Source organism: Burkholderia pyrrocinia (assembly GCF_018417535.1).
Lineage (GTDB): Bacteria > Pseudomonadota > Gammaproteobacteria > Burkholderiales > Burkholderiaceae > Burkholderia > Burkholderia pyrrocinia_E.
The window spans coordinates 370,988-397,259 of the sequence record NZ_CP070979.1 but is presented as its reverse complement, the minus strand read 5'-3'; the positions used below and the strand labels follow the sequence as shown (position 1 = coordinate 397,259).

11 protein-coding genes and 1 pseudogene are annotated in these 26,272 nt (G+C 59.5%); 2 read left to right on the top strand and 10 right to left on the bottom strand.

What is annotated here, in order from left to right:
* Nucleotides 1–35: 35 nt before the first annotated feature.
* Together JYG32_RS34805 and JYG32_RS34800 are read left to right on the top strand one after the other, a co-directional pair.
* Nucleotides 36–1,424 (top strand): tetratricopeptide repeat protein, encoded by a 1,389-nt coding sequence (locus tag JYG32_RS34805; RefSeq protein WP_213268131.1) that lies wholly within the window; start codon nt 36–38, stop codon nt 1,422–1,424.
* Nucleotides 1,425–1,605: 181 nt separating this feature from the next.
* Nucleotides 1,606–1,746: a hypothetical protein gene (locus JYG32_RS34800; protein WP_174379237.1), complete on the top strand. Its 141-nt coding sequence runs from the start codon at nt 1,606–1,608 to the stop codon at nt 1,744–1,746.
* 517 nt (nt 1,747–2,263) lie between these two features.
* On the opposite strand, the gene JYG32_RS34795 is transcribed toward JYG32_RS34800, so the two are convergent.
* The 10 genes and pseudogenes from JYG32_RS34795 to JYG32_RS39300 form a co-directional block, all read right to left on the bottom strand.
* Nucleotides 2,264–2,764 carry a hypothetical protein gene (locus JYG32_RS34795; RefSeq protein WP_213268130.1) on the bottom strand — a complete coding sequence of 167 codons (501 nt, stop codon included), beginning with the start codon at nt 2,762–2,764 and terminating at the stop codon, nt 2,264–2,266.
* 224 nt (nt 2,765–2,988) lie between these two features.
* Nucleotides 2,989–3,105: a type II toxin-antitoxin system RelE/ParE family toxin gene (locus JYG32_RS39310; RefSeq protein WP_249744967.1), complete on the bottom strand. Its 117-nt coding sequence runs from the start codon at nt 3,103–3,105 to the stop codon at nt 2,989–2,991.
* A gap of 114 nt (nt 3,106–3,219) precedes the next feature.
* Nucleotides 3,220–3,684 carry a DUF2846 domain-containing protein gene (locus JYG32_RS34785; RefSeq protein WP_213268129.1) on the bottom strand — a complete coding sequence of 155 codons (465 nt, stop codon included), beginning with the start codon at nt 3,682–3,684 and terminating at the stop codon, nt 3,220–3,222.
* Nucleotides 3,685–3,696: 12 nt separating this feature from the next.
* Nucleotides 3,697–3,999 carry a hypothetical protein gene (locus JYG32_RS34780; RefSeq protein WP_213268128.1) on the bottom strand — a complete coding sequence of 101 codons (303 nt, stop codon included), beginning with the start codon at nt 3,997–3,999 and terminating at the stop codon, nt 3,697–3,699.
* A 9-nt stretch (nt 4,000–4,008) separates the two neighbouring features.
* The gene (locus JYG32_RS34775) at nt 4,009–18,633 is read right to left on the bottom strand and encodes a LysM peptidoglycan-binding domain-containing protein (RefSeq protein ID WP_213268127.1); all 14,625 of its coding nucleotides are present in this window, start codon (nt 18,631–18,633) and stop codon (nt 4,009–4,011) included.
* Nucleotides 18,634–19,012: 379 nt separating this feature from the next.
* On the bottom strand, nt 19,013–20,287 hold the full coding sequence (locus JYG32_RS34770; RefSeq protein WP_174379242.1) for a hypothetical protein: 1,275 nt from the start codon (nt 20,285–20,287) through the stop codon (nt 19,013–19,015).
* A 277-nt stretch (nt 20,288–20,564) separates the two neighbouring features.
* Nucleotides 20,565–22,154 carry a tetratricopeptide repeat protein gene (locus JYG32_RS34765; protein WP_213268126.1) on the bottom strand — a complete coding sequence of 530 codons (1,590 nt, stop codon included), beginning with the start codon at nt 22,152–22,154 and terminating at the stop codon, nt 20,565–20,567.
* A 392-nt stretch (nt 22,155–22,546) separates the two neighbouring features.
* Entirely contained in the window at nt 22,547–23,011 is a 465-nt protein-coding gene (locus JYG32_RS34760) for a DUF2846 domain-containing protein (RefSeq protein ID WP_174379244.1), read from the bottom strand.
* Between the two features lie 766 nt (nt 23,012–23,777).
* Complete coding sequence (locus JYG32_RS39305) at nt 23,778–24,869, bottom strand: glycosyltransferase family 9 protein (RefSeq protein WP_249744989.1); 1,092 nt, start codon at nt 24,867–24,869, stop codon at nt 23,778–23,780.
* 15 nt (nt 24,870–24,884) lie between these two features.
* Nucleotides 24,885–25,700 (bottom strand): annotated as a pseudogene (locus tag JYG32_RS39300) (tetratricopeptide repeat protein); the annotation flags it as partial.
* Between the last annotated feature and the right edge of the window lie 572 nt (nt 25,701–26,272).

Here is a 26,272-nt window from a genome sequence, read left to right as displayed (position 1 = left end):
GATAGAACCAGAATCTCGCAACCCTAAGAACGTGTATGAATAGCTATGATCAGATTCAGTCTGCGTTGCTTAATGGTCGTATCGAAGAATGCGATGCGTTCTTGGCATCGCGCCACGATTCCGACAAAGGAACGGTAGAATATTGGTACTGGCTTGCTCAAATGTATTATCGGTCCGGGCGGCATCTGCAAGCCCTCGATATATTTTTCAAAATAAGCCGTGAAGCGCATGGATATGGCATGCACTTCCACTGTATCGCAGATATATGCGGACATCTAGGCATCAAAGATATTGGACTTACGGCACTGGATACCCTGGCTGCCAAACCCGAGTTTTCTGGCCCCTCAGCTTACCATATGAGAATTGCCAGCTATCACTATCTTGGTGAAGATGACGCCGTTCTGACTTTGCAGCGCGATGCCAGCACGCCATTCACACATACACGAGAGCATTATCGCGGACGCAGCATGATGCGTAGCAAGGGAATCACCGCAGGCGTACGGGAATTCCATCAGACGTATTGTAGCCGAGAGGCCGTCACTGAGTTGTGGCCACATCTCAATGCTGATCGTTATTGGAACGGCCAACTCGAACTGCCGAAACGCCTCTCTATCGACGGGCATTCGAGCGGATATGGAGATTTCGTTCAATGGGCTCGTTATGCACAGGCTTTGCAAGCGCTCGGAGTGGAGATCGTCTGGGATGCCCGACTCAATGGACTCCTCGATGACTATAAGCTCGGCGAATACAACCATCATCTCTCGAAACAACTGGTTGCAGCCGGATTCTTTTGCTCGAGTCATGACACATGCATGTGGACGGATCCATTCACACTTTTTGCGTCGCTATTCCCCGTTCTCGGTTACGCCACTACGGACCGCTACATTGAATCCCACACTGACACGCAGGTTGAGCAAGCACTAAGCAACATCCGACGCCGTGCACAGGGGAGAAGATGTGTCGGGCTTTTTTGGTCATCCTGCGAATCAACCGATCTTTATGCTCGCAAGAGTATGTGTCACACACATCTTGATCCGCTATTCGAGGCTTCAGACGACATTCATTGGGTCGTAATGCAACGAGGTTATGAGCGTACGCGCTGGATCAACAATCCGCGCTCGAAGGACTCGCAACGCTCCACCCCTTTGCCAGAGCAACTGACTCTCAGGCAAGCCATCGGCGTAATGGATCGACTCGATGGCTTCGTTGGTAACGACGGAGTGCTCTCTCATGCAGCCGGGGCCCTCAACAAGCCCGGCTATTTGCTACTCAACTCGCGATGCGCAGATTGGCGCTACGAACAAAGTGCGGTCGCGACACCTTGGTACACATCGCTGGAAATACTAAGGCCCGACACGATGGGTAACTGGGACGAAGTGACAACGAAGCTTGCTTCAAAGCTTGATGGTTTGACAGACTCATAGGTTGTCTGCCCCTACCGTGATTTCGAGAATAGTGGACCGGCCAGAGTTTCAGGTACAACTCGACCGCCCGAACGCGTTTTTGGTATGAACACATGGACTACCTCCAAAGTAGTCCAAGATTTGTCCGCATCCCCACCCGGTCAAAATTCGATCGGCACGGACAAGCGCCGGAATTCGGCAATTGCCGGCCTCGACGGCGGCCGGAGCGAACGGCGCACATCGCGTTATCGTCGACCACTGGCTGCGTCGTGCGATCGACGGGATGCGCTCAATGCACCTCAATGACGGCGAGCGGCGACGCATCGCCAAACAGATCTTCTGAGTTTCGAACGGAGATGCAATAACGCCCGCTTTCGCGGGCGTTATTGCATACACGAACTAATTTTTAGCTGCCAATGAAACGGCAAGCGTCTTCTCTATAAACGACGCACCGCGCTCGTTGAGCTTCTCACACAACCAAGTTACCGCGTGCTTGGCGTCCGGTGATGCGCCCAACAGCGCCTGCACCAACTCCGCCTTTGGACGCATTGTTGAGAACGCGCATAAGCGCGATAGACGCCCATTTCGGTGCAACCTGCACGAGCTTGGGCAGCGCGTCTAATAGGAGACCTTGAACGTAAGTCGCATCATCAAATGATTCAGCCGCATGGATCATGCGAGAACATCACCTCGTCGTATGGTGCCGCGTCAAACAGAAGTCAGCCACGGGACTGGATCTATTGGTTATGATGAAGTCGATTTTCATAACCACGAAGCTTACAACAGAAATTCAGCTTCACCTTACTCGCACGCCATCGTCGGGACGCATCCAAAAAATGGCAATCACTGACACCATAGTTTTAGTTTTCGACATCAGAAAACGTCGCCGGGAAGTATTCACCAGAAAAGCCGGCTCTCACCCCATACGTGGGGTTTTCTCCTAAATCACGCACGGTTGCGTATACGCCACTTCCAACTTTCTGATATTCGACCGTGTAAACGTGTGACGGCTTCATGTCTGGGACGGTGAGAGAGAAATTTGCCACCTTTGCAGTCATCATGGACCCGAAGAGAACGACGTCGGTCTGATACCTAACTTTGAAGGTATGTTCGCCGGGTAGAACTCGAACCCAAAACGGACAGTAACCGCTGATATAGCATAGCGGCAATACCCTGCCGTCTACTTCATCAACAGTTGCCAGCTTTTGCGTTTTATCGAAAGCGGAGAAAATCGCCGTCTCAACAAGCGGCTTTTTCTCATCGTAGGTGATGTATGGTGTGCCACGTATTGCACATCCAGACAAGACAATCATGTTACAAACAGCAATCGAATTTAGGAAGGCAAGGGCAAATTTCTTCATTTTTTGAGCATTATTGTCGGTGCTGCAAAATCACGCGACCTCCGTCGCTCGATAGAAAACGATCCCGGATCCGGCGGCGTTCACTGGCGGCAGGCACAACGCGTCGTCGCGCAGCGTCACCGCGTCCATCGCACCCGCCTCATGCAGGCCCTACGCCGTCTCGTGCAGTACCTTCAGCAGTTTGTCACTCATCGCTTTCCACCTCATATAATTCGCCCCGGGGCCTACGCGTTCGCCAACGTCCGCGCGTCGTAACCCAGCAACTGCGCCGCCAACAGCTTCAGCACCTGCAACTCCTTCGCGCTCACATTGGTCCGCTCGTTTTTCGCGAAGCCGAACACGAAGCACGCGCGATCACCAACGCGTCGAGAGAGAGCTCTTCTGAGATTCCGGGTGCAGATACGACAACGCCCACGTATTCGGGCGTCGGTACAAGCGCTAGCAACAGCAGATCGTCATTTTGCAGCCTCGACCTGCTCAGGTTTCAAGACCGCCAGCTTCGATGCTTTCACCCCGTCCTGCCCAGTCGTGTCGTCGACGAGTTGCAGTTTGCTGCGAGCGTACAGGATGCCCATCTTGACCTCCTGCCAGACGTAATAGATCTTTCCGGCGACCGTATCGACGTCCAGCGTCGAATCGTTTTCCGCCTTCGAGACCAACTGGTGACGGCCAGGCTCAACCTCGCTATACAGGTAAGTCTTCGCGGCCGTATCGCCCAACGTCTTACCATCAAGCGTCACCGGCATCTTGACGGCACCGCCCATGCTTTCGTTCCGATACACGTAAATGGCCGCTTTCTCCTGCGGTGCGCTGAACGTCTTCAGTTCCGCGTCTCGCTGGGGATCGCCCATCGGTACTGATGCGCAGCCTGCCAGAATCAACAGCGTAACGCCCAGCGGGATCAATTTCGTCAACTGCATTTTGTTCGTTCCTTAATCTGCATTCAGCACTGCTTGTGTTTCGCGCAAAATAATTCCCGCTTCAAACATCAATGTCTCGGGAGATGAATCTAGGCTTTTCCACATGCTCTCATCCGGATATTTCCTCTCTATCTCGTTGATCAGCTCAGCCGCCCTCGGTCCCCGAAGATAGCGATCGGCCACCTCTTTGTACCACGCCAAGCTTTGCCGAATCTGATGATTAAGAATCAGTAGACGAACAACTTCCCTATCGCTCGTACTCAGCGACCCAACGAAGTCATTGACCACCGCTTGAAGAGTATTCGTATTGCTCATCGCCGCGCCTTATTGTGTAGTTACCGTGTACTGAATCCAAGGATTTCGTGCTGACAACTGCTGTATGAAATAGTCACTCAGCCAAACGTTCCTCGTGGCCAGATCAGTCGGCGGAATCAGACTTCCATCAGCCAAACCTGCCCTGTATGTGGCAGCAATCGCAGACTTCTCGCCATCCATGAATAGAACGGCTGGGCCAGGCGCACCAATCAGCCCATCAGGCGGATTAGCAAACGCAATAGAAGTGGTACGTGTCGGTGTAACTGCTCGGAACTCCCGCACACCTGCGCCAATCGCGGTTGATACGTCGCCAGGCGACAAATTACCGCCTAACGGATGGTTATGGGTAAAAACATTGCCGCTCATCAACGGGAAATCCGTAGCGGAATTAAGGCTAATCTGTGTCCCGTTACCCAACCCTGCTCTTCGCACGGCAAGAATATCCCCCGACTTACTATCGATAATGAAACCAACTTCTCGCGATGCGCTGGCGAATCTGCTTTCGACTCGCGACAGCGTTGCAGCAGCACCTCCGAAACCTCCGCTTTCAGGTACAGCGTTCAGCAGCATGCCCCTGTTCACCAAGAAGCCGCTTGCCACCCTGTCGAGTGCCGGTCCAAACGCTGCAGCGCCACGTTCGAGTCCAGCTCCGGTTAGACGAATCGCTGCGTTCGTGGCACCGGGGGTTGCCGCCGACAGCGCCGCATCCATCATGGACCCGCCCAGTCGGTAAGCTCCACCCGCCTCGTTTTGCCGATACAGCGCATCAATCGGGCTGAGCGCGCCCTTCACCGCACCGGCCGCGATACCGCTTGCGTCGCGCAGAATCGCGCCACCAAGGTTGCCAGCTTCATACGCGTTCGCGTAGTGCGCGCCGATCGCGGCTACCGTATTCATGGGATGCGACACGACATTCCAAGCGCCGCTCGCGAGCGCTAACCCTTGGTCGACAAACCCTTGCGCTGCCTGCGCAACCGGATTGAAGGCCAACTGGCTTTCGAACCAGTTTAGATTTCGAATCGTGCCCAGCTCAGCGGCCGGATGAGGGGCTGGTCCGCCAGTCGAACCAACACCTTCGATCAGAACCTGTACCCCGGAGAATCCACGGTCGAGAGGCTGATCGGCGAGCAATTGCAACTCGGCGATGCGTTGCGCCCTCGCTTGTTCAATGCCCGCAGGGGAGTCGTAGTTTGCCAGTGCCATTGTGGCGCTGGCCTGCGGACTGTTTTCGAACCGGATATACGGCGCATTGGCGGGTACGAAACCCGTCCCGGCGGAACCTACACTACTTGGCAGGATCTGCCCGTTCATCGCGTCAATCGCCTGCTGGGTGCGCAGCGCGGTCGATGTCGGCTGACTCTTCATCCGGTCGGCCACCATATTGCCAACGGTGGTCGCCACCGCATCCGCCGCGATTGCCCCGATGTTACGCCCCAGACTCCCGCCGCGAACCAGTGTACTTGCAACTCCCGCGCTCAACCCGCCCGCTACACCGCTCACGAACCGGCCCATACCAGCGCCGACACCCGCTCCGATCGCCACCTTCCCGACCTGCTCGCCCACGCCGTATCCTACACCCGACGCAATCGCGCTGGCCGCCACACCCTTCCAGTCAAAATGTTCCTGCAGCCCCGTTACCACACCGATGCCTTGCGTTGCCACCGATCTCACGGCGCCTTGAGCCGCTGCGCTCAACGCGTTCGCCGGCGCGCTCACTGCGGCTCCGATACCAGCCGTAACCCCCGCTGCTATGGCTCCCAGCGTGATGCCGTTCAAATCCAAGCCGTGCTGCTCGCCGGACGCAATCATGACACCCTGAGAGGCGGCTGCACCCACTGCGCCACCCGCGACCGACGCACCCACACCTGCCAGACCCGCTCCCCCCGTCAGCGCAGTGCCACCCGCCGACATAATCGCGCTGAACGATGCCCCGGCCGGCGCAGTCAACGCCCCCGCCGTAAACACCGTTGCCACTACCGCCACGACGATCGCAATAATCGGCATGAATCCGCCACACCCGCTGGGCCCCGGCGGTGGAGGCGGCGCCGGCAGCGTTGGCTGCGTATTGCCAATCGCGAGGCCCGGATCGTACGGCTTGAACGTCGTCGACGTGTTGTGGACGTTCGTCACCTTGTTCGGAACGGTCAGCAACTGACCGGCCCGCAGCTCGTCCGTACTCTTCAGACCATTCGCGTCCGCCAGGATGTACCACAGGCTCGAATCGCCCCACAGCGCCGACGCAACCGACTTCAGCGTATCGCCTGCCCGCACCGTCCACTGGCCCGCGCTTGCTGCCGGATACGTGCCGTTGATCGCCATGTAGTTCTCGTCGAAGTCGGCGGCACTGATCGGTGTGAAGACCCGATACTGATTCTCGTTGCCCTTGCCAAGCTTGCCGGCAAGTTCCTGCATATAGTCGATCTGGTCGATCCCGTCGTTGCCCTGATTCCCTACCCGGTTACCGTTCAGGTAGTAATAGTTGTGCTTGCGATCGCCTGCCGCCCCGTTGATTCGCCCATTTGCGTCCACCGTGACGCCGGTAAGCTCGTCGCGCCGCTGCACCTGGCCGCGAAGGTCGGTCCAGTACTGGAATGCGCGCGCCTTGCCCGGATCGTTTCCGCCGTCGTCGTACGTGCTCTTCAGATTGCCGTTCTCGTCGTAGTTGAAGTACGACGTCGCTGGCCGCCAGCCCGGTGCATTCGGATTGGATGCCTGCACCGTCACGCGGGATTGCTTCGCGCTGTCCCACCACTCGTATGCATACGTGGAAGTCGTACGCGTCTCGCTCGAGTCGTCCGGCGTCGTCTCGACCTTCGTCAACGTGCCATCCGCCATACGCGAATACGCGGTCGTCGCGCGATGCAGCGTGTCGCGCTCCTGCGTGATCGTCCCGTCCGCGTCCCAGGTGCGGTCGATCCCGGTAACCTGCTGACCCGTTTTCGCATCGCGTTCGATGAATCCCGTCACGCGGCCCAGCAGGTCGTTCTTGCGCTCCTGCACGACGATGTCGTTGACGCTCTGCGTGGTCAGGTAACCGTTCGCATCGTACGTATAACGCTCAGTCCGGCCGTCCTTCGCGTACACAGCCAGCACGCGCTCGCCCGCCGCGTTGTAGCCAAGCTGCACGCCGTCGCCGCCAAGTGCTCCCTTCACGATCGAAACGCTCGTGTCGTTCGGATCGGTCGCACGCGCACCCGACAGACTACCCATCGACACCGTGAAACGATTCAACGCGTCGTATTCGTACCAGTACTCCTGCTCGCGATCGTGATAGCCAACCATATCGGTGTACTTCGCGAGCATGTGCCGACGATTACCTACTGCGTCGTACTCGTAATAGACCTTGTACGCGTCGTCCTCGATCGCCGTCACCCGGTTCAGCGCGTCGTACTTGACTCGCGACTGCGCGAACACGTAGACGTCGCCGAAGTTCGAGAAGTACTCCGCCGTCCGGTTGCCGTCGCCATCGTATTCGTACAACGACTGTGTCTTCGTCGCGTTATCCTTGATCGAGCGCACCAGCCCGTTCGAGTAATACGTATAGTCAACATCCTGTCCGCTCGATCCAGACTGCTTGGCAAGCAGCCCAGCCCAGTTGTACGTGTACTGGAACACGTGCCCACCGAAGTCCGTGTGCTTCATCAGACGCCCGAACTGATCGTTCTCGTCGACCGTCGTCATGCCGTTTGCATTGGTCGTCGTGCGGATCCACCCGCCGGCGGTCGCCGTCCCGGCCGACCCCATGCTTGTGGCCCACTTGTAGTCGTATTTCACTTCACGGCCCGCCGCACTGATCGTTTTAACGACCCGACCATCGACATCGTAGAAGGTGCGCTCCCGGTTACCCAGTGCATCCGTATGCGCGATGCGCCGGTCCAGCGAATCATATTCGTAGCGGTCGATGCTCCGCTGACCGTCGGCCAGCGCCGGCCGATCGACTTCGATCAGGCGATCTAGTTTGTCGTAGCGATAGTCGGTGCGTCGCCCCAGCTCGTCGATCGTCGTACGCAGATCGCCATACGCGTCGTACTGCATCGTCTTGCTGAACCCCAGTGCGTCCCATGTCCGGGCCACTGCGGCCTTGGTTAACCCATAGTTCCACTGCTGCGTGGTCAAGTTGCCGTTGGCATCCTTCAATCCGACCAGGTTGCCGGTGAGGTCGTAGTAGAACCGCGTCTCCGGTTCGACTTCCACCTGTGCACCATTCGTGAGTGTCACGCTGACCTTCGGCTCGTGCTTGAGCGTCAGATTCCCCATCGTGTTGTAAGAGGAAGTCGTCCAGTTGCCGCGGCCGTCACGCTCGGCCGACACCTCGCCGAATGCGTTGTGCTGCTGCAGCCGGTCGATCGTCATGTCTTTCGCCGTTTCCTCGATCACGCCGACGATGTCGACGTTCGTCACCGGGTTGTTACGCGTCCCGGTCAGGAAATAGCTTTGACGCTCGGTCAATACGGTGCCGGTCGCATCCTTCGCAAGATAGCGATACTCGAATTCCGCGCGTGTGGGCAACGCCGACGCGTCGAACAGGAAGCGTCCGAGAGCGTCGCGCGTCAGCGTCACTTCGGTAAAGGGACGGTCGTACACCTGGTCCTTTACCGTGGATTGACGGTAGTAGAGCGTGATCGTATTGACGTTCGTCAGTAGCTGACCATCCGCGCCGACCGGCTTGAACTCGAAAATGCTCGGCCGCTCGCTGCCCGTCAATGTGACCTGCGAATTGCCCAGCGTGCCGACGGTGATGTCGCCGGCGCCCATCGCCAGCGGTATGCCCGCGGCGTCGTAGGCGGTGTATTTGATCGCGTAGCCGTACGACTGGCCGGGCTGCGGGACCAAGCCACCCGCCTGAACGTCCCAGGTGAACTCGCCGTTACCCATACGCGTGACGCGCGAGTAGCGTGTCGTGCCGTCCTGCACCCACGACACCATGATGTAATCGGTGTCGGCAGGTTGCGTATGGAATACGATCGTCGATTTCAGATCGGCGAGATAGTTCGTGCTGAACGACGGCGAGCCGTTTCCTCCCGGCAACCCGACCGAACTCAGTACGGCGTCGAGCTTTTGGCCCGCCGCGTTGTACAGGTCGAACTCCACGTCGAGGTTGCCCGGCGCATATCCCGACAGGTCGATCGAGAATGCGCCCGTGGCCGGATCGCGCCAGAGCGTTCGTTCTTCGTTCCATGTGGTGCCACCCTGCGGGCGGATCTTCACGACGACGTGGTCGGCCAGATGCAACGCTGAATCGCGCACCGAGTAGAGGTTCAGGGTTTGCGGCGACGTCCAAATGTAGCTGCCGGATGCATCGGCCAGGAAACCGGCACGGCTGCTTTCCTCGTAAGCGGGGATCGGCGACGACGTTACCGTCGAGTTGCCGCCTCGCGCGATATGTGCGTTATAGCCGTCACGACGCAACAACGTGCCGGGCTCACGCCCGTCGCTGCCGTCCGATATGGCCATGAAGATCATTTCGTAATCGTCGTCGGGCAAATTACCTACGTCGATCGTGTATGAACCGGGTTCGCTGTTGGGATCCTTGCCGAGCGTCCGGAATGCTTCGGTCGACCCAGATGGGCGGTAGTACAGCATCGCACGCGCACCCTGGGGTAACGTGTGATTGGCCAGACTCAATCGATTGGATACCGACTGCAGCTCCTGCGACGAATTGAGGGCGCCCTGATCAGCCACTTTGGCCTGAACGTTGCCGTTGGATACCCAGGCTTCATACAGGACAGCCCCCTTTTCCACCTTTCCGAGCAAACGCCGTTCGCCGGAGCCATTTTGAGGCTTGACATAGACTTCGATGGAGTAATCGAATTGGAGCGGTTTAAAGGGATAGTCGCCGCTAGGCGTACCTATCCGGACGTAGCTATTGACCGGAAAAGTAACCTTACCCGACTGGTTGACCGCTGTTTGAATCGTTTGGGTCTGCGTGATGTCAACCGGATCGTGGTCTACCCCGGAAGGCCGTGATGTCCCGAGATTTTCACCTTGCTCCCGATACGTCGCAACGACCTCATACTGATACGCTCCGTATACGTCTTTCAGGTCCGGGAGATTGATGTCGAGGCTATATATTTCAATATAAGACGACACCAGATTCCACGACACGCTGGCTGTAGCTGCGGCTCCCGCTGACGTAGTCAAGCTCACTTCCGCCGGTTCCGTGTACACCGGACCAGCAACTGGGCGATTCTGCTTCTCGATCCACCCGCCGATACTCAACTGCGTATTCGCAAACACCCCGCCGTCGATCGGAATGTCGACCGGGCTGAAGCTGATGCGCGGCACGCTGCCCGACGTCTTCGGTTGACGGATCTGGATGACCTGGTTACGCGCGTCGTAGCGCGTAAAGGTCTGCATCATGTCGGCCTTCTGGAGCAGTTTCTCGAGATCCTCGCCCGTTTTGATCGCGAACCCGCGCAGGTCGGTCTGCATCGACTCGACCTTCAGCGTCGCATTCCCGTTGCGATCGTACATGTACAGATGCGAGATGCCGTCATTGAAGTTCGTGCGAACGACACGGCCAGCATTGTCGTAGTCCGTGTATTCCTGCCACACGCCGCTTTGATCGGCGTACGCGCCGCCGCCGTTCGTGCGGCGGCCAATCAGTTCCCCATATGCGTTGTATCGAAACTCTGTCTGGATAGCCGGCGCGGCCGGTCCCCAATAATCCGACCCGTTATATCGTTTTATCTCGCGGTTTTCCAGGTCATAGCGAGTCACGCTGGAATAGAACGTCCCCTTCCCGTCGGCATCGTTGTATCCGAAACCCGTGACCACCACGTTTCCTGCCAGATCGTAGTGGTAGATAGTCAAGGTGCCGTCGGCAAACCACTTGCCCTTGATTCGTCCGCGATTGTACGTATAGGCAGTCTCTTGAGTTTGATTGCCGTCTCGCCGAATTTCCCGGGTGATATTGCCGAGACCATCGTATTGGTAGTCGGTCCTAGCCCGGACCTGTTGCCCCTGGTAATCGGTAAATTCGGGTAACCTTTCCAGCGTGCGATGGCCGAGTACATCGTATTCGTAGTCGTATTGATTGCCGTTGGCGTCAACCTGCCGCAGCAGATGGCCTTCGCCATCGTATGCATATCGCGTCGTCGCCGCACCGACCTGCTGCGTCAGCTTTCCATTGCCGTCAACCGACGCGAACTGCACGTTTTCGCGAGTTTCGCTCGTCTTTCGCCCATTGCGGTCCCACGTATAGTCGGTAATCCGGTCGTCTTCGCTGCGCGGCCAGGCGTTGATCAGCGTGGTGCCGAGCGACGGGTTCGCCGTCACCGGATCCGGATACGGTTTGGCGAACCGGATTTCCCGTGTCACGTCGCCTCGCTCGTTCAGCGTATAGGCGATCCCGTATCCCTTGGCGTCGATTTCCAGCGTCTTCTTACCGCTGCCATTGTAGAAATACAGCGTACGACCGCCGCCCGGATCCGTTTTGGCGATGACGGCACCCCGTCCGTCGTATTCCCATTGCGTGACGAGCTCGCTCCCGGACGTGATGAAGTATTCACCGCGCTGGTCTTCACCCGCGCTCGGATCGAAATACCCGGTCGCGACGTTCATCACGCGCGACTGGACAAGGCGGCCGTCTGCGTCATAGACCATACGTGTTTCGCGCACGCTGGTTGCATCGACCGGCGCCGGCGGCTGCGAACCTTGCGTAGGCTTCACCGGGTCGCCGAAGATCCGCGTACGCGTCGCGTTGCCACCTGGGTCGTACTCCCACAACGTGAGCGTGCCGCTCGGGCTGACTTGCCCCGTCTTGCGACCGGCCGCATCGTAGTACCACGTCGTGACCCCGCCGTTGACACCGATCTTTGATACCAGGTTGCCACGCGCATCGTAGACTGATGTTTCGATCGCATCGCCCACCGACTCGTACAGATAAACCGACTGATAGGTTCTGACCTGCCGATCGAGCAGGTCATACCCATACTCGGTAGTTCGCTCTTCGTCGAGCCCCTGCGCCTCGATCATCTTGGTTCGGTTGCCGCGCGAATCGTACTCGAAGCGGTTGACGACGATGCTGTTGTTGTGAATCGACCGCACCGGCAACGTCTCGGATGTCATCCGCCCAAGATGGTCGTACGTATAGATGAACGTGCCACCCAGCTTGTTCGTATAGCTGGTGCGATTGCCGAGACTGTCATACCCGTAGGTTTCGAAATATCCCTCCGCGTCGGTCGACTTGATGACGCGACCGAGCTTGTCATACTCCATGCGCGTGACGGCATCGGCCGGATCGCCGGCGGGCAGGATCTGCGACAGATCCGATTTCCAACCATCGCGCTTCCATGCGTCGTCGACCGCGCCAGGTCTGGCAAGCCGGTAATCGGTTACCTGCGTCACGTTGCCGAACGCATCGTATTGCGTACCGACGACCCAGTTTTCCGGGCTGACCTGCGCGACGACCCGGTTGAGCTTGTCGTAGAACGACACCGTGGTTGCCGACAACGGATCGGTCATCATCACCTGATTGCCGAACGCGTCGTACTGATAGCGCGTCACGTTGTGCAACGCATCGGCCTTCTCGATCACCCGGCCGGCGGCGTCGTAGGATTGCGTGCTCGTATACGCCTGCAGCAACGCATGCTTCTGGTCGTCGGTCAGCGCCGCCGCAGCCAGCGCATTACCGGCACCATCCACGATGCCTCGCGCACTGCGCTCCGCCAGCGCCCAGGCCGTGTCCTGCTCGGCGAGTTCGACGCCGCGCGGGTCGGTCGCCGCGATTTGCCGGCCTGCCGCGTCGTATGCATAGCGCGTCGTACTCGCGATGGCCGTACCGTACGCCAGCGTCTTCGCAACCAGATTGCCCGCCAGATCGTAGACGGCATGCGTCGTCGATGCATCGCTCGTACCGGCCGCCACGGTCGTGTCGATCGCACGACCAAGCGCATTGAGCGTATAGCTGGTCTTGATGCCGAGGGCGTTGGTCGTCTCGATCAGACGGCCGGCGCCATCGTAGCGATAGGCCGTGACCGCAGCCTGGTCGAGCGTTTCGGACCTGAACGCCAGCCACATGTCGTAGGTCTTCTTGTAGCCCGTCGCCTCAGGATGAGCACGTGCATAACGGATCGTCTTCGCAAGACGGCCAGCGTTGTCGTACTGATTTTCGGTGACGTAGCCTTCGGCGTCGACCGCGTACACCGGCCGGTTCGCGTCATCGTAGAACCACCGGGTTTCGCGCACGGTGTTCTGCGCGCCCTGCGCATCCCACGTATTCAGCAGATCCGTAAAGGTCGCGTAGTTCGGATTGTCATTGCCGGTGTAAGGCGTCGCGTAGTACTTGGTGTCGACAAGCTGATCGCTCGGGTTGTACGTGTTGCGCGTGACGAAACCTGCCGCGTTGATCGTCGCAACCAAACGATGCTTGACGTCGTACACCATGCGCGTGACGCGGTCGCCAGACCGGGTCTGCGCATCGATGCGCGACAGCGCAGTGCGAATGGCGTCTTGCGACTCGCCTTCCGCCGGATTGATGAATCCCGCGTACGCCGTCTTGCGAATCACGTTGTTGCTGGCGTCGTACGTCAATTCCGTTACCGCGCCTGCTGCGTCGACGGTAAAGCGCAGTCTGCCGTCCGCGTCGTAGACGTTCCGCCCGATCTCGTCCTGTTGCGACGCCGGCACCAGGTCGCGCAATTGCTCCGCCGTCAGCCGCTCCGGCAAGCCGGCCAGCGACACCGGCGTCGCGTATACGGTGCGTTTGACGATCCGTCCTTCGGCGTCGCGGTCGATGCGGATCACCGTGCCCGTCGGTCCGACCGAGCCGATCTCCCGGCCGGCGGCGTCATAGACATGATGCGTGACGCCACCCGCCGCATTGGTCTCGGAGACCAGGTTGCCGACCGGGTCGTAGGCATAGTGCGTCGTCAGCTTCAACCCGGCCGGGTCCACGATCTGCTCGATCAGCCGGCCGGCGCCGTCGTAGGTGTTCTGCGTGACCTTCGCGGCCGCGCTGTCCGCGCCCTCGGTCACCGTCAGGACCTGACCCGTGCCGTCGTAGGTGAAGGTCGTCGACAGTTTCTGGCCGTCCGGGTCGACGACCACGGTCAGCTTGCGGCCATTCAGGTCGTAGTGCGTGTCGGTCACCGTTCCCGACGGATCCGTCGTGCGAACCTGCTGTCCTTTCGCGTCGTATTCGTAGCGGGTCACCAGTTCGACCGGCGTCCAGCCATCGGGGCCGCTCCACGGCGCGCTCTGGTTGGTCTTTTCCTTTCGCGTCAGGACGCGGCCGACTGCGTCGTACGAATATTCGACCGATTTGTAGCCACCGTCGGACTCCGTCCGCACATTCCCGCTATGATCGCGGTCGTATCCATGGGTCTGAGTGTCGTCGTATCCATGAAGCGTCCGACTGAGATGACTGACGTACTTCAGCAGGCCGTCTCGGTCGTACTGGTATTGAAGGACGTTCTCCTGATCATCGGTCACATTCTCCACCTGACCGAACTCGTTGTATGTCGTCGTCGACCAAACACCCGCGGCCGACCTGACGGACATCGATTGCATTTTCGAGCTATAGGTGTACAACGACGTACCGCCGAGCCGGTCCGTATACGTCAACAAGTTGTTGAACGCATCGTACGTCGTGCTCGTCTGCCCGAACGCATCGCGCGTACCGACAACCCGCCCGTTGCGATCATATTCCGTGACGCGCGAAACGCCGTTCGCGTCGACGGATTGAACCACTCGGCCGAACGCATCGTAGACGGCCTTCGTGATCAGATTCAGGTATCCCGGGTCCGTCGCCTGTTGAATCTGATGCCCGACGCGGTCGTAGTCGTACGTCGTGATTCGGTGCGTATTGATACCCACCTGTTGCGATTGCGACGTCACTTCGCCGAATGCGTTGTACGCATAGTCGGTGGTCGCGCCCATCGCATCGGTGCGCTTCGTCAACCGGCCCGCAGCGCTGTAGCTGAAGTACGTGTGGGAGGCGTCGGCGTTGTCGAGCGCGGCCAAGGCGCTCGCCACGTCATCCGTGAGACGGCCACCCTGCAACATCTTGAGCACATCGGCCGACAGCCGCACGGCATAAGCGGTGGTCTGCTCGATGTCGCCGAACGCGTCACGACGATGCTCGACGACTTCACCGGCCGCGTTGATCGTCGCCGCGAGATTGCCGTTCGCGTCGTAGTAGTAGAGCGTCTTGCGGCCGTCCGCATCGGTCGCGGACGTCCGCAGGCCGGTCGCATCGTACGTGTAGGTTTCGTAGAACTCGTCGCGCCAAAGCTGCGCGAGCATGGCCGCATCGCCACTCTTTTCGTACAAGTCGATCAGCTCGAGTATCCGGCTACCTTCTCCGGAATACTTCCTGACCACACGTCCTTCTTCGTCGTAGCGATAAGTCGTCGTGCGATTGAACGGCGGCTTGCCCTGTGTTTCCGTCAGCACGTGGCCCATCTGGTCGTACGTGAAGCTCGACGTTTTGGCGCCCATCACGCCATAGGTCACTTGCTCCAGCAGCCGGCCCGTCGCGTCATACGCGTAGGTCGTGCGTTCGAGGCTGCCGGGTGCAGATGCCGACGCAACCAGATCCGCCGCGTTCAACGTGAAGCGAACATGGCCGTTCGGGTCATCGGGCAGGGTTATCGCGGGTTGCGTCGCAACAACACGAACGAATTCGTGATTGCCAAGCGTTGCAGCCCTTACCGTAATTGGATCGTATCTCGGTCCGCGGAATTCGACCGTATGGCTGGCAAGCGGAATCGTGTTTGAAACCGAAAGCGTATAGCGCGTATAGTCCGACGACGTGAGTGTCACTTTGCCGGCCAGCACGCCGTCGAGCCAGATCTCGAGCACCGCGCCCTTCGGGCCAGCCGCCTCGATGCTCATCGGCACTTGCTGGGGCTGGCTCAACGCGCCCAGTGCGATCCGTTGTCCTCGCGTGCGTTCGACCACATTGCCCTGCGCATCGTGCTGATAGCGCGTCACGTAGCCTTCGCCGTCGATCTCTGCAGCCAGCCAGCCTCGCGCGTCGTACACGAAGCGCGACGAGATATCTTGTGCGCTCGCGGCCGGAATGAGCGAATCGAAATTCGGAAAGGCGGAAGAAATGTATGCGCCGAGAGCCGACTCGCTTACTGGCGTTGCATAACGGACCGTCTCTATACGCTCGCCTGCTGCGTTGTAGCGGTATTCCGTCAGGAATCTTTCAGGATCCAGCTCCGCGCGCAGCAGGCCGTCACGATCATACATATAACGTGTCGTTCGATCCCGCACCGAGTCCGCTGGCGGAAGGTCCGAGCGGGGAAAGGCCGTGTTCGACACGGACCCGATGTCTAGCCGGTTCGCAAACACCGTCTTCCCGATCAACCGACCCGCCTTGTCATAGTTGAATTGGGTGACCGTGCCGTCTGCGTCGACCGTATGATCCAGCGAATAGAAGTTGCCGTAACGAATGAGCCACTCGGATCGATCGGAGGCTGTTTCGGCAGGCCGAAGATTCGACGTGTCGAGCGTCAAGCCGCCGCCGGATGCCAAGCGTTCGACCGGTCGTCCGGTAGCGTCGGTCAGCGTAGCCAGTTGCGCGGCGCTCAGACGTGTTGCGTACGTGACGGTGCGGGTCTGTACCCCATAGTTCGGGTGGAAGACAGCCTCCGTCAATACACCGTCGGGCGCGATGGTGGCAACCCGTTGATTTCGGGTGTTGTACAGGTAGTGCGTATTCTGTCCATTCGCGTCGGTCGTCATGCGCAGCCGGCCGTCCGCGTCATACCAGTTTTTCGTTTGCGACAGCAGACGCCCTTGCACGGTATCGGCTGTCGCGACGAGTTCGCCCGCCGCGTTGTATGTCGACGTGCGCGTCATTCCGTTGGCAAACGTCACCACCGCGGTATGGTGCGCATCGTCGTACTGATAGGTCGTCAGCGCGCCATTGAAGCTGATCGTGCTGAGCAGCCGGCCCAAACCGTCGTAAGCGAACTGCTCGACCTGCTCCTTCCCGGCTTCCCCGACGTAGCGCTGTAACAGTCGTCCGTGCGGATCGTAGATATAGCGCGTGCGCGAAACGCCGCCAGTTTCGTCTCCCGTCCCATCCGCAAGCAGCCGCTCATAGCGCGTTTCGACCGCAACATTGCCACGCCAGTCATATGTCGAATCGATTCGCAGCGCATTCTGCCGATCGCTCTGCGCCGTGATCCAGGTGTCGAGTGCATCGAACGACGGCGCCGTCGACTCGGACAGCCGGGTCACGTCGAATGTTGCTCCGCCGTAGCGGATCTCCGAGATGCGCTGCCCTGCACTGTTATATCGATATTCCGTGATACGCCCTTCGGCGCTCACCACGTAGCGCAAATGCCCGAGGTCATCGTATGCATAGCGCGTCGTCGAACCACCATTGACCGTCTCCGTCAGCACTTCATTGCGCGCTCCGTAGGTCCGCTTTACCGTGCCGCCGCTAACGCTGCCATCCTGCTGGATCAGATTGCCCGCTTGGTCATACTTGAGAAACACGCTTCCGAGCAAGACGTCGTTTCGGCGGCTGACGTTTCCCGCGTCGTCATAGAGGAAGACAGTTTGCAGAATTTCCCAGGTCCCGTTGGACGGCATCGTCTGGACTCGCTCGAGTTGACCCGACGAATTCCAGATCATCTGCTGGGCAAAGCCGAGCGGGTCGGTTATCGTCGTCGTGCGGTTCGCCAGATCGTATTGCAGCTTCGTGATCCTCGGGGCGCTGTTGTCTGCAAACTGGGCGATCTCCGCGACGCGATACTCGCCGTCGATCAACGCGTACGTGAACTCCACCCGGGAGCCATCGGTTTGCCTGATCGATGCAATCCGGTTGCTCGTGCCATCGTACGTGTACGTCGTCGTGTACACATTGCCGTCGGCAATGCTGTTGTCCTCCGGCGACAGGTCGGTCACGACCTGAGACAACCTCCCTTGCGCATCGTATGTGTAGCGCACCGTGGTTTCGGTCGCGGACTGTCCGCTCGCTTGCTGGTAGACGGAGCGCAGGGCCGAGAGCCGTCCGGCGGTGTCATAGTCGAGGTAGGTGACATCGCCGCCCGCCGTCGTGATTTGCGCCAGTCGGCCGGCTGCGTCATAGCCGTACTTCACGGTATTGCCATCGGCATCACGACTTGATACAAGGCGTCCGCCCTGGGACGCGTCGTAGGTTTCCGTCACCTGCCGATTGCCGTCGGTCCAGAGCCAGCTGTTCGTCTGTTCATCGAACTGAAGCGTCGCTCGCGGCCCCGTCGTCGCCACGGCGACCGGCCCCGGCTTGTTCGCATCGCCGATGTTCGCGCCGACGCCCGCTTTCGATACGTAGAGCTTGCGTGTCGCGTCGTACGCGAACATCGTCACGGAACCGTCCCAGTCGGTCAACGTGATCGTGCTGTCGGCGGCATTCAACGTCCCGGTCAGCCCGTCTACCGTGCGCGATGCTCCTTCGCGCCAATTGAGCTGCCCCAGGCTGTTATAAGCCCGGTAAACCGTGCCGTTGATTCCCTGTCCCAACAGCAGCTGATCGCGATCCTGCAGCATCAGGTTGCCGTTCTCGGCATTCACGTAGATCTGCTCGCCTGTCTGGCCGAAGGCAGCGTTACCCAACACGCCTCTGCTGCCCAACGCCGTGGACGAAGATGATTGCAGACCCAGCCCTTGGCCCGTAACGATCGCTACCATGCGCTTGCTCTCCCGTATTCGGTGTGGTTGCCGCCTGACCGGGTGGGCCGGAGACGGCTTTCGTACGGGAGTTATCCGAAGCTTTCGAAATTCGTTTAGCGATCCGATCGCTTAGTTACATTTTGTTACATTTATACATCGGCGATTGAGATCGTATTCCTGCTGACCGACGCGGCACACCTTCCATTGCGAACCGATTTTGCCGCTGGGTATCCCCGCATGCTTGCGCGTTGGACATGCCCCATGCCCCTCAGGACACCACCACCCGCCCGACCGTCGCACAACGTTCGAGCGCTCACGCAACACGCTCGATGACGCCCGTCCACTGTCCGGGTTCCGACCGGCACGGGGGCCGCAGCGAACCGGATTTATCGCGACGTCACGCGTACCGCACGACAATATCCCACGCGGTATGACACGCCTGCCCCGGCAGCGTGAGCGCACGCAGCGCGATTCGATCGCCCGGTTGCGTCGCAAGGCTGAGCTTCTGAGGCACCTGCAGCGACACCGTTCCGCCGTTGTGCTCCAGTTGGACGCAGGGTGCCGAAGGCTGGCCGCTCAGATGCGACAGGCAGATGTCCAGCACCATCCGTTCGCGCGTCACCGCAAATTCGACGGTGTGCGACGCCCACGCATTGAGCGCACAGCCCTGCGGGTTCCGGAACGAGGGTCCCGCGGCGAGACGCGGGACATTCGCCAGCAAGTCCTCGTGCGCGGCCACGAGCGACAACCCGCTCGCGGCAAAGCGTTCGGGCCGAAGCAGGTCGAGGTCGGCCGGCTGTTCCCGCATGCCGGATTCGGGCTCCAGTGCGAACGCCTGCCCGAGAGCGATCGCGTGCTCGGCATGGCGAGCCAGATATCGCCAGTGGTTGAGAAAGCGCACGTCGCCCGTCATGTGCAGGCCACGGATCGGTTTGCCCTGATGCTCGAGCACGATCCGGACCGCATCGAAATCGTGCCGCTCGTGAAGGCCCCATTTCGTGACGAAATTCTGTTCGCAGCCCACGAGTCGAACCTGCCCAAGGCCGCCCCACAGATGCAGGAACGTCGTGTCCAGTCCGTGAATCGCCGCGAAGTCCTGGCCGATCCTTGCGGCCTGCTCGCGGGCATACTGCGCAAATCGCGCCCACGGCGCACGACCGCCCACGACGAGCCCCGCCTGCAGCGGATGCCCCACCCGATCGAGCACGTTCTGAACGCACTGACGGATCAGCGCGTCCCTCCGTTCGCCGATAATCGGGGACATCACGAATGCACAGAAATGGGCGTCAGGCGCGACGTGGAGGACATCGTCGTCCGACACGACGTCGAAGATATCGAACCGCGGCCCTGGGAACCAGATATCGGCATCGTAGAGGGCGAGCGTCTGCAGTTCCGGATCCGCGTCGAAGACCGCGGCTGCGGAGATGTAGCGATCCCACGCAAGGTCGCCGACGCCTGCCGCGGCGTAGACCTCGATACCGTTGGCACGCAGCCGCTGCTGTTTCGCCTCGGACAAGCCATAGCCGATGACGCCGATGCGCCCCCGGTAGTCCGTCGCGCGCAGCGATACGATGAAGGGGATGACCATCTCGTACCAGGCCTGCGTGTTGTCGTCGATCGCGAAGGCGACGAGATGACGGCGGTTGGTCTCGTTGTTGTCGGGCGTGTTCATGCGTGTGGTGATGAATTGGAAGTCCGCGTTTCGAATTGGTCCGGCTGCAGGTTTTGACGCGCGAGGCCGATTATCGGGAAACAGTCGAGCATCCGTTATCGTCATACGATATCGGCAGGAATCAATTCAAGGGCTTACCCGTTCATTGACAAAGGGACGCACGATTGTAGTGAATACCGAGGGATTCCTGCAGGCGGACTGGAGTTGAGCCGTATACAAGCCGATCCGATACAGTCGGATAGACGATCGATACGGATCAGATACCAATCATTACCCGTCAACCCATTCCGCGCAAGATACTGCGCTCTGATTCCAACGCGTCACGAACAGCCTCGGTAACGCTCCGCCAATTACCAGGTGCCGTCTGGCGAAAGATACGAATATGCGGATACCACGGACCAGCGTCTCCTTGCGCGCCCCAGCGCCATTCTGGCGCACCGATCATCACCCATGCCGGAAGGCCCAGTGCTCCGGCCAGGTGCACGGGCGCCGAGCAGATCGAGATAGTCAGATCCAGGGAAGTCGCAAAAACGGCAGTGTCGTAAAAATCGTCCCATTCGTGGGAGTGATTCAAAATCGACAGTCCGCTACGTGCCACGAAATCCGGCTCAAGAGGATGTTTCTGAAGCACGAACCAGTCGACGTTCGCAATCTCTGCCAAGGGTTGGAGATCTTCAGGCGCAAGACTGCGTGACCGCCCCGCAAAGTAATTGGGCGACGTGTCCCAGCATAGGCCGATTCTCAGTCGATCGGACGCTCGATGGCGGCTGGCCAGTGCATTGGCGGTATCCGGATCGGTCAGCTTGATATAACCGTCCCGGTAGGTAGGCACCTCTCCGTCGCTCGCCCCCAACCTTGCGGGCAGCAAGTTTTCGAATATCCAGTAGTCGTAGCTGCCCCAACTTTCGACAGGCCAAGTGCTCAACAGCTCGTCGACTCCGTCGAGTTCGCGCAAAAGCCGCATCAACTCCGGTTTGACGCACAACGTGACATGGGCGCCCGCTGCTTTCAGGTCTCGAGCGTAACGTGCGTACATCAGGCAATCACCGAGACCGAGATGGCTGATCACCAGAATACGCTTGTCTTTAAGAGGCTGTCCGCGCCACAAGCGGTCGTGATATGCGGTCAATACATTGGGGCCGCCGGCGAGCGGCGCGAGGTCTGCGAGCATTTCGTATCGGCGCCAGCCCGCTTTGGTGTCACCCAGCAGCAAGAGCAGATTCGCCAGCGGAAAGATGACATCGCCTCGATAGGGTTCATGTTCGGCGGCACGGTACAGATAGCCCGAGCTTTCCTCAAGGCGCCCCAGGAGGTAGAGCGAGATGCCGCACTGTATAAGCGTGCCGACATCTGACGGGTGCTGTTCCAGGATGGCGCGAGCGGTGTGTACTGCCCCCTCATGATCGTCGAGGAATCGATGGCGCGCCCTCAACACGATACTCAAATCGCCGAATTCGGCCGCTTTCAAGCCGTGCCGGCGAGCTGCATCAAAGTCGAGCATCTGAAAACTCGCATCGGCAAGCATGAGATGCAATTCGGCATTGGTCGGAAATGCCGCCAATCCCGCTTTTAGACTGGTGACGGCAGCGGCGCGATCGTTCAGGTGATTGAAGCAGATAAGAGCCTTGTCGCGCCACGGAACGGTGGACCGCGGTGTCGCGGCTATGGCGCGATCACAGGCCTCCACAGCCTGGTTCGCCTGGCCCAAACGCAATAGCGCATCCATATAGGATTTCAGCGCGGTATCGCTGTGAGGATGTTTTTCAAAGAGGATCTGGAAAAAATCAGCCGCCCGGTCGAACTGTCCGGCAGCCTCCGCATCGCGCACCTGTGCAACGACGCTGTTGAAATCCTCGTCAAACGACATCCAATCCTCCGGTCGCAAGTCACACATGAAATCAGCCTCAACCTGACTGTCATTCTGCTGTTGCCGCTCCACACGGACTGGCGCTACGAATGGTCGCCAACGTCGACGTCGTGGTATCCCGGTGTACGCATCGTTCGGCAATCGGTGTGCGGGATGCGACGGCCGTCGATGCCCGGTGGATATCCGAGCGTTGGTGTCGTACCGGCAGGTTGTCGTGAGCGTTTCACGGCTGCCGTTTTGGTGCGCGGGACGCGCGGCGCTCCGAAGAACCTTGCCGGTCAGTCAACAAGCCGATCTGTACCGGTCGGATAGACGACCGATACGCATCGGGTACCAATGTATCGATGCCCGCAAATGCGGGCGTCAACGCGAACCCCAACAACAATCGATCGTCACTTTGCGGGCTCGATCGGCTCCGATTTGAGAACAGCCAGCTTCGATTCCTTTACTCCGTCCTGACCGGTCGTGTCGTCGACGAGTTGCAGCCTATTGCGAGCGTACATGATGCCCATCTTGACCTCCTGCCAGACGTAGTAGATCTTTCCGGCGACCGTATCGACGTCGAGCGTCGAATCGTTTTCAGCCTTTGAAACCAACTGATGGCGGCCGGGCTCGACTTCGCTATACAGGTAGGTCTTCGCGGCGGTGTCGCCCAAAGTCTTCCCGTCGAGCATGACCGTCATCTTGACGCCCGCGCCCATGCTCTCGTTCCGATATACGTAAATCGCTGCTTTCTCTTGCGGAGCGCTGAACCTCTTCAGCTCGGCATCGTGTTGCGGATCGCCCATCGGCACCGAGGCACAGCCGGCCAGGATCGACAGTGAGACGCTCAGCGGGATCAATTTTCTCGACAGCATTTAGTTGGCTCCTCTATTTTTATCTAAACTTCAACCCCTTCTTATAATTCATCGCGCGACTTCCTGCCTGATTAATCGTCACGTTTCCAGCTTCACTGCAAATGATTTCCACCGCACCCCATCACGTACGGGGCCGTCGAAAAACGTACCGGCGAGCTCGCCATGGATATTCACATCAAATTTCTCGAATTGCAGCATGGTAGTCTGTCTTATCAGAATGATGCAACCGGCACAAATGACCCGAAGAAGCTAAGCAGATAACCAACCTACAGAGCTGCGTAACGCTCCTGAATTAATCGAATGCCAGCCGCTCGCATTCGTTCCCTAAATGCATCAATCCACTCCGGAAAAATGGCAATATGCAAAACAAGTGTCGCCTCCGTGCCTTTCCGCTTGTATCCCCACCAGTGCCAACCGCGGTCTCGAATTGCGTCAAGCCACGAGAGAAACTCCCAAGGCAGGCGATCCCGCTTTTCCTTGGGTGTCACCGAAAGCAACCTGCCCGTCTCATCCTTCGACAACTCGCGGTTCTCCCCCTTTAGCCAAGTTGGCAGCATTGCTCGCCACTCGTCATCCGATGGCCTGCGTTCAGGCGAGTGCTCCGCGATGACATGCATGACCTCATGAGTCGTTGCATGGACATGGGAGCTGCAGGCCCAAGATCGACATCACGCACCCACGGATTCGACGGCATCAGATCGAGGCTGTTGTTGTGCTCAATTCGAAGCAACTCCGTCCTATCGTCCATTTTTGCCCGTTTCTTGAATCACTCGAAATACGACGTCGGCAACCCAAAGTGATCCGATTCTTCCTGTTGCGCCGCGGATATCGGCAATGAAGTCGATTCGACACGATGGTGCTCGAGCGCAGACACAACCCGCTCGACCACATCGGCCCACTGCCCCGGTTCCGATTGTCGAAACAACCGTGCTCCCGGATACCACGGCGAATCGTCCCGATCCGCGAACCAGCGCCAGCAGCCGTCGAAGCGCGACAGGATCCATACCGGCTTGTTCAATGCGCCTGCCACATGTGCAACCGACGTATCGACCGTAATCACGAGATCCAGATGGGAGATGATCGCCGCCGTGTCCGCGAAGTCGCGCACATGTTCCATCGGATCGACAGGACGGATTGACGACGGAATCGTGTCGATCTGCCGGCGTGTCGTTTCGCCCTTCTGCAAGCTCACGAAACTCACGCCCGGAATTTGCAGCAGGGGCAGATACGCACTCGCCGAAAGCGAGCGCCGGCGGTCCGTCGCGTGTGCCTGCGCCTGATCGGGCCGCGGATCGCCCGCCCAGACCAGCCCGACCTTGAAGCCGCCTGCCGGAACGCTGCTCCGCCAGCGCTCGACGAGCGGCGCGGGCACGCGCAGATAGGGAACCGTCGCAGGTATCGTGTCGATCGTCGTCCCGCAACGCAACGGAAGACTCATGATCGGGCATGCGTAATCGTGCGTCGGAAGCGCCGACGCGTCGTCAAGCCCGACACAACGATCCACGCCGTCGACCGTCGCGATCAGGTTCGTCAACGCAGCCGGACACACCACCGTCAGCATCGACAATCCTCTCCGCTTGAGCAGCGGCAAATAGCGCGCGAATTGCACGACATCGCCAAGCCCCTGCTCGGGCCACACGACAAGCGATTTTCCGTCGAGCGACTCGCCCTGCCAGAGCGGCGCCGGCAGCTTCGGTAAAACGTGATGTGGCGCATCGTCGCCCCAGTACGACGACGGCCGATAGCGCGCTTCGTAGAGCCGCCATCCTTCTTCGTACTGCCCCATCGCCAGCAGCACCAGGCTCAGGTTGAACGTGGTCGGCACGCGATCGTGATCGAGCGTTAGCGCGTGCCTCAACGCATCGGCTGCCTCGTCCAGGCGGCCGGCGTCATGCAGCAGGCGGCCCAGGTTGTTCCATCCCTCCGCGAACGACGGATCGTCCGCGAGCACATCGCGGTAACACGCTTCGGCTTCACCGTATCGCTGCTGTGCAAACAGCACGTTACCGAGATTGCCGCGCGCGTCGCGATAGTCGGGTTTCAGCGAAAGCGCACGCCGGAAGCAAGTCTCGGCCTCCGGCAACCGCGCGAGCTTGTGAAGCAAGGCCCCGAAATTGTTGAGCGCCGCTGCATCGTTCGGCTCGTGCGCGAGCGATTCCCGATAATGCTGCTCCGCTTCGTCGAGTCGCCCAATCTCTTGAAGCAGCATCGCCAGATCGGCATGAGCGGTGGCATCGCACGGTCGAGCGACGACGGCGTCCCGAAAAGTGCGTTCGGCTTCGGCGCGACGGCCCATGAACTGCAGCAGCAAGCCGAGCCTGCGTAGTACCGGACCATGGCCGGGATTCGACGCCAATACGCGGCGGTAGCAGGCCTCTGCTTCATCGAAGCGTTTTTCATCGTGAAGCAACAGACCGAGATTGCACCAGGCGTCCACGTAGTCGGGGTGAATCCCGACGGCCCGTCGGTAGCAATGCTCCGCCTCGCCTGCGTTACCTTCGGCTTCGAGAAGGATACCGAGATTGTTCAACGCCTCTGCGTGATCCGGGTACAGCGAAATCGCTGACCGGTAATGCCGTGCGGCATCAGTCGCCTGTCCGGCGTGGTGCGCGGCGACACCGGCTGAAAATTCCGCGTGTGCCGCGCCGACGCGTTGTGCGTCACTGCCCGTAACGTTGTGTTCGCTCATGTTCGACTTGATTGGCGACGCTTCGCAATCGCCATCGGTTCATGCAACCCGGTGACCCGCTCCGGAACAAGTCCGGTATAAACGGCACCCCGATTGCGATCGTGTTTTTGTCCCAGAACAGCAATGCTGCTGCCATGTCGGGCACACTGCCTCGAGTAACGACGACAAGATGCCCGATTATTACCACGGCACGATATTCCGGTGCGACATAAAAGTACGCCGCTACCCGGAACATTTGTCAAATAGCTTGAATGACCGACGGCCGTCCGCTTCCCCGCTTTGAACATCGCCGAGCATGGTGACGAGGACGAGCGCGGCAATCAACCCCGGTGCAGCCCGGAGCGCAGACGGGTGCAGGCCGAAATGCGCCTGCTCCGCGAGCGCATCGCCGAAGTGCACCGCCCGGTTGACGCCTCCGATTGCCCCGGTCGGCGCCCACGAAATCGATGCCGGCACGGCCCACGTACACCATGACGTCGACAAGGCGTTATATTCTCGTCCCAGGCAGCGCAACGCGCGTCGCATTCGCGGAAGACGTCCCGCCGCCGCATTTCCCGACGCGCTTCTTCACC

Bases quoted from the DNA above. Each gene is read 5' to 3' on its own strand.
- JYG32_RS34805 (WP_213268131.1), top strand. From the start codon at position 36: ATGAATAGCTATGATCAGATTCAGTCTGCGTTGCTTAATGGTCGTATC.
- JYG32_RS34795 (WP_213268130.1), bottom strand. From the start codon at position 2,764: ATGAAGAAATTTGCCCTTGCCTTCCTAAATTCGATTGCTGTTTGTAAC.
- JYG32_RS34785 (WP_213268129.1), bottom strand. From the start codon at position 3,684: ATGCAGTTGACGAAATTGATCCCGCTGGGCGTTACGCTGTTGATTCTG.
- JYG32_RS34780 (WP_213268128.1), bottom strand. From the start codon at position 3,999: ATGAGCAATACGAATACTCTTCAAGCGGTGGTCAATGACTTCGTTGGG.
- JYG32_RS34775 (WP_213268127.1), bottom strand. From the start codon at position 18,633: ATGGTAGCGATCGTTACGGGCCAAGGGCTGGGTCTGCAATCATCTTCG.
- JYG32_RS34770 (WP_174379242.1), bottom strand. From the start codon at position 20,287: ATGAACACGCCCGACAACAACGAGACCAACCGCCGTCATCTCGTCGCC.
- JYG32_RS34765 (WP_213268126.1), bottom strand. From the start codon at position 22,154: ATGTCGTTTGACGAGGATTTCAACAGCGTCGTTGCACAGGTGCGCGAT.
- JYG32_RS34760 (WP_174379244.1), bottom strand. From the start codon at position 23,011: ATGCTGTCGAGAAAATTGATCCCGCTGAGCGTCTCACTGTCGATCCTG.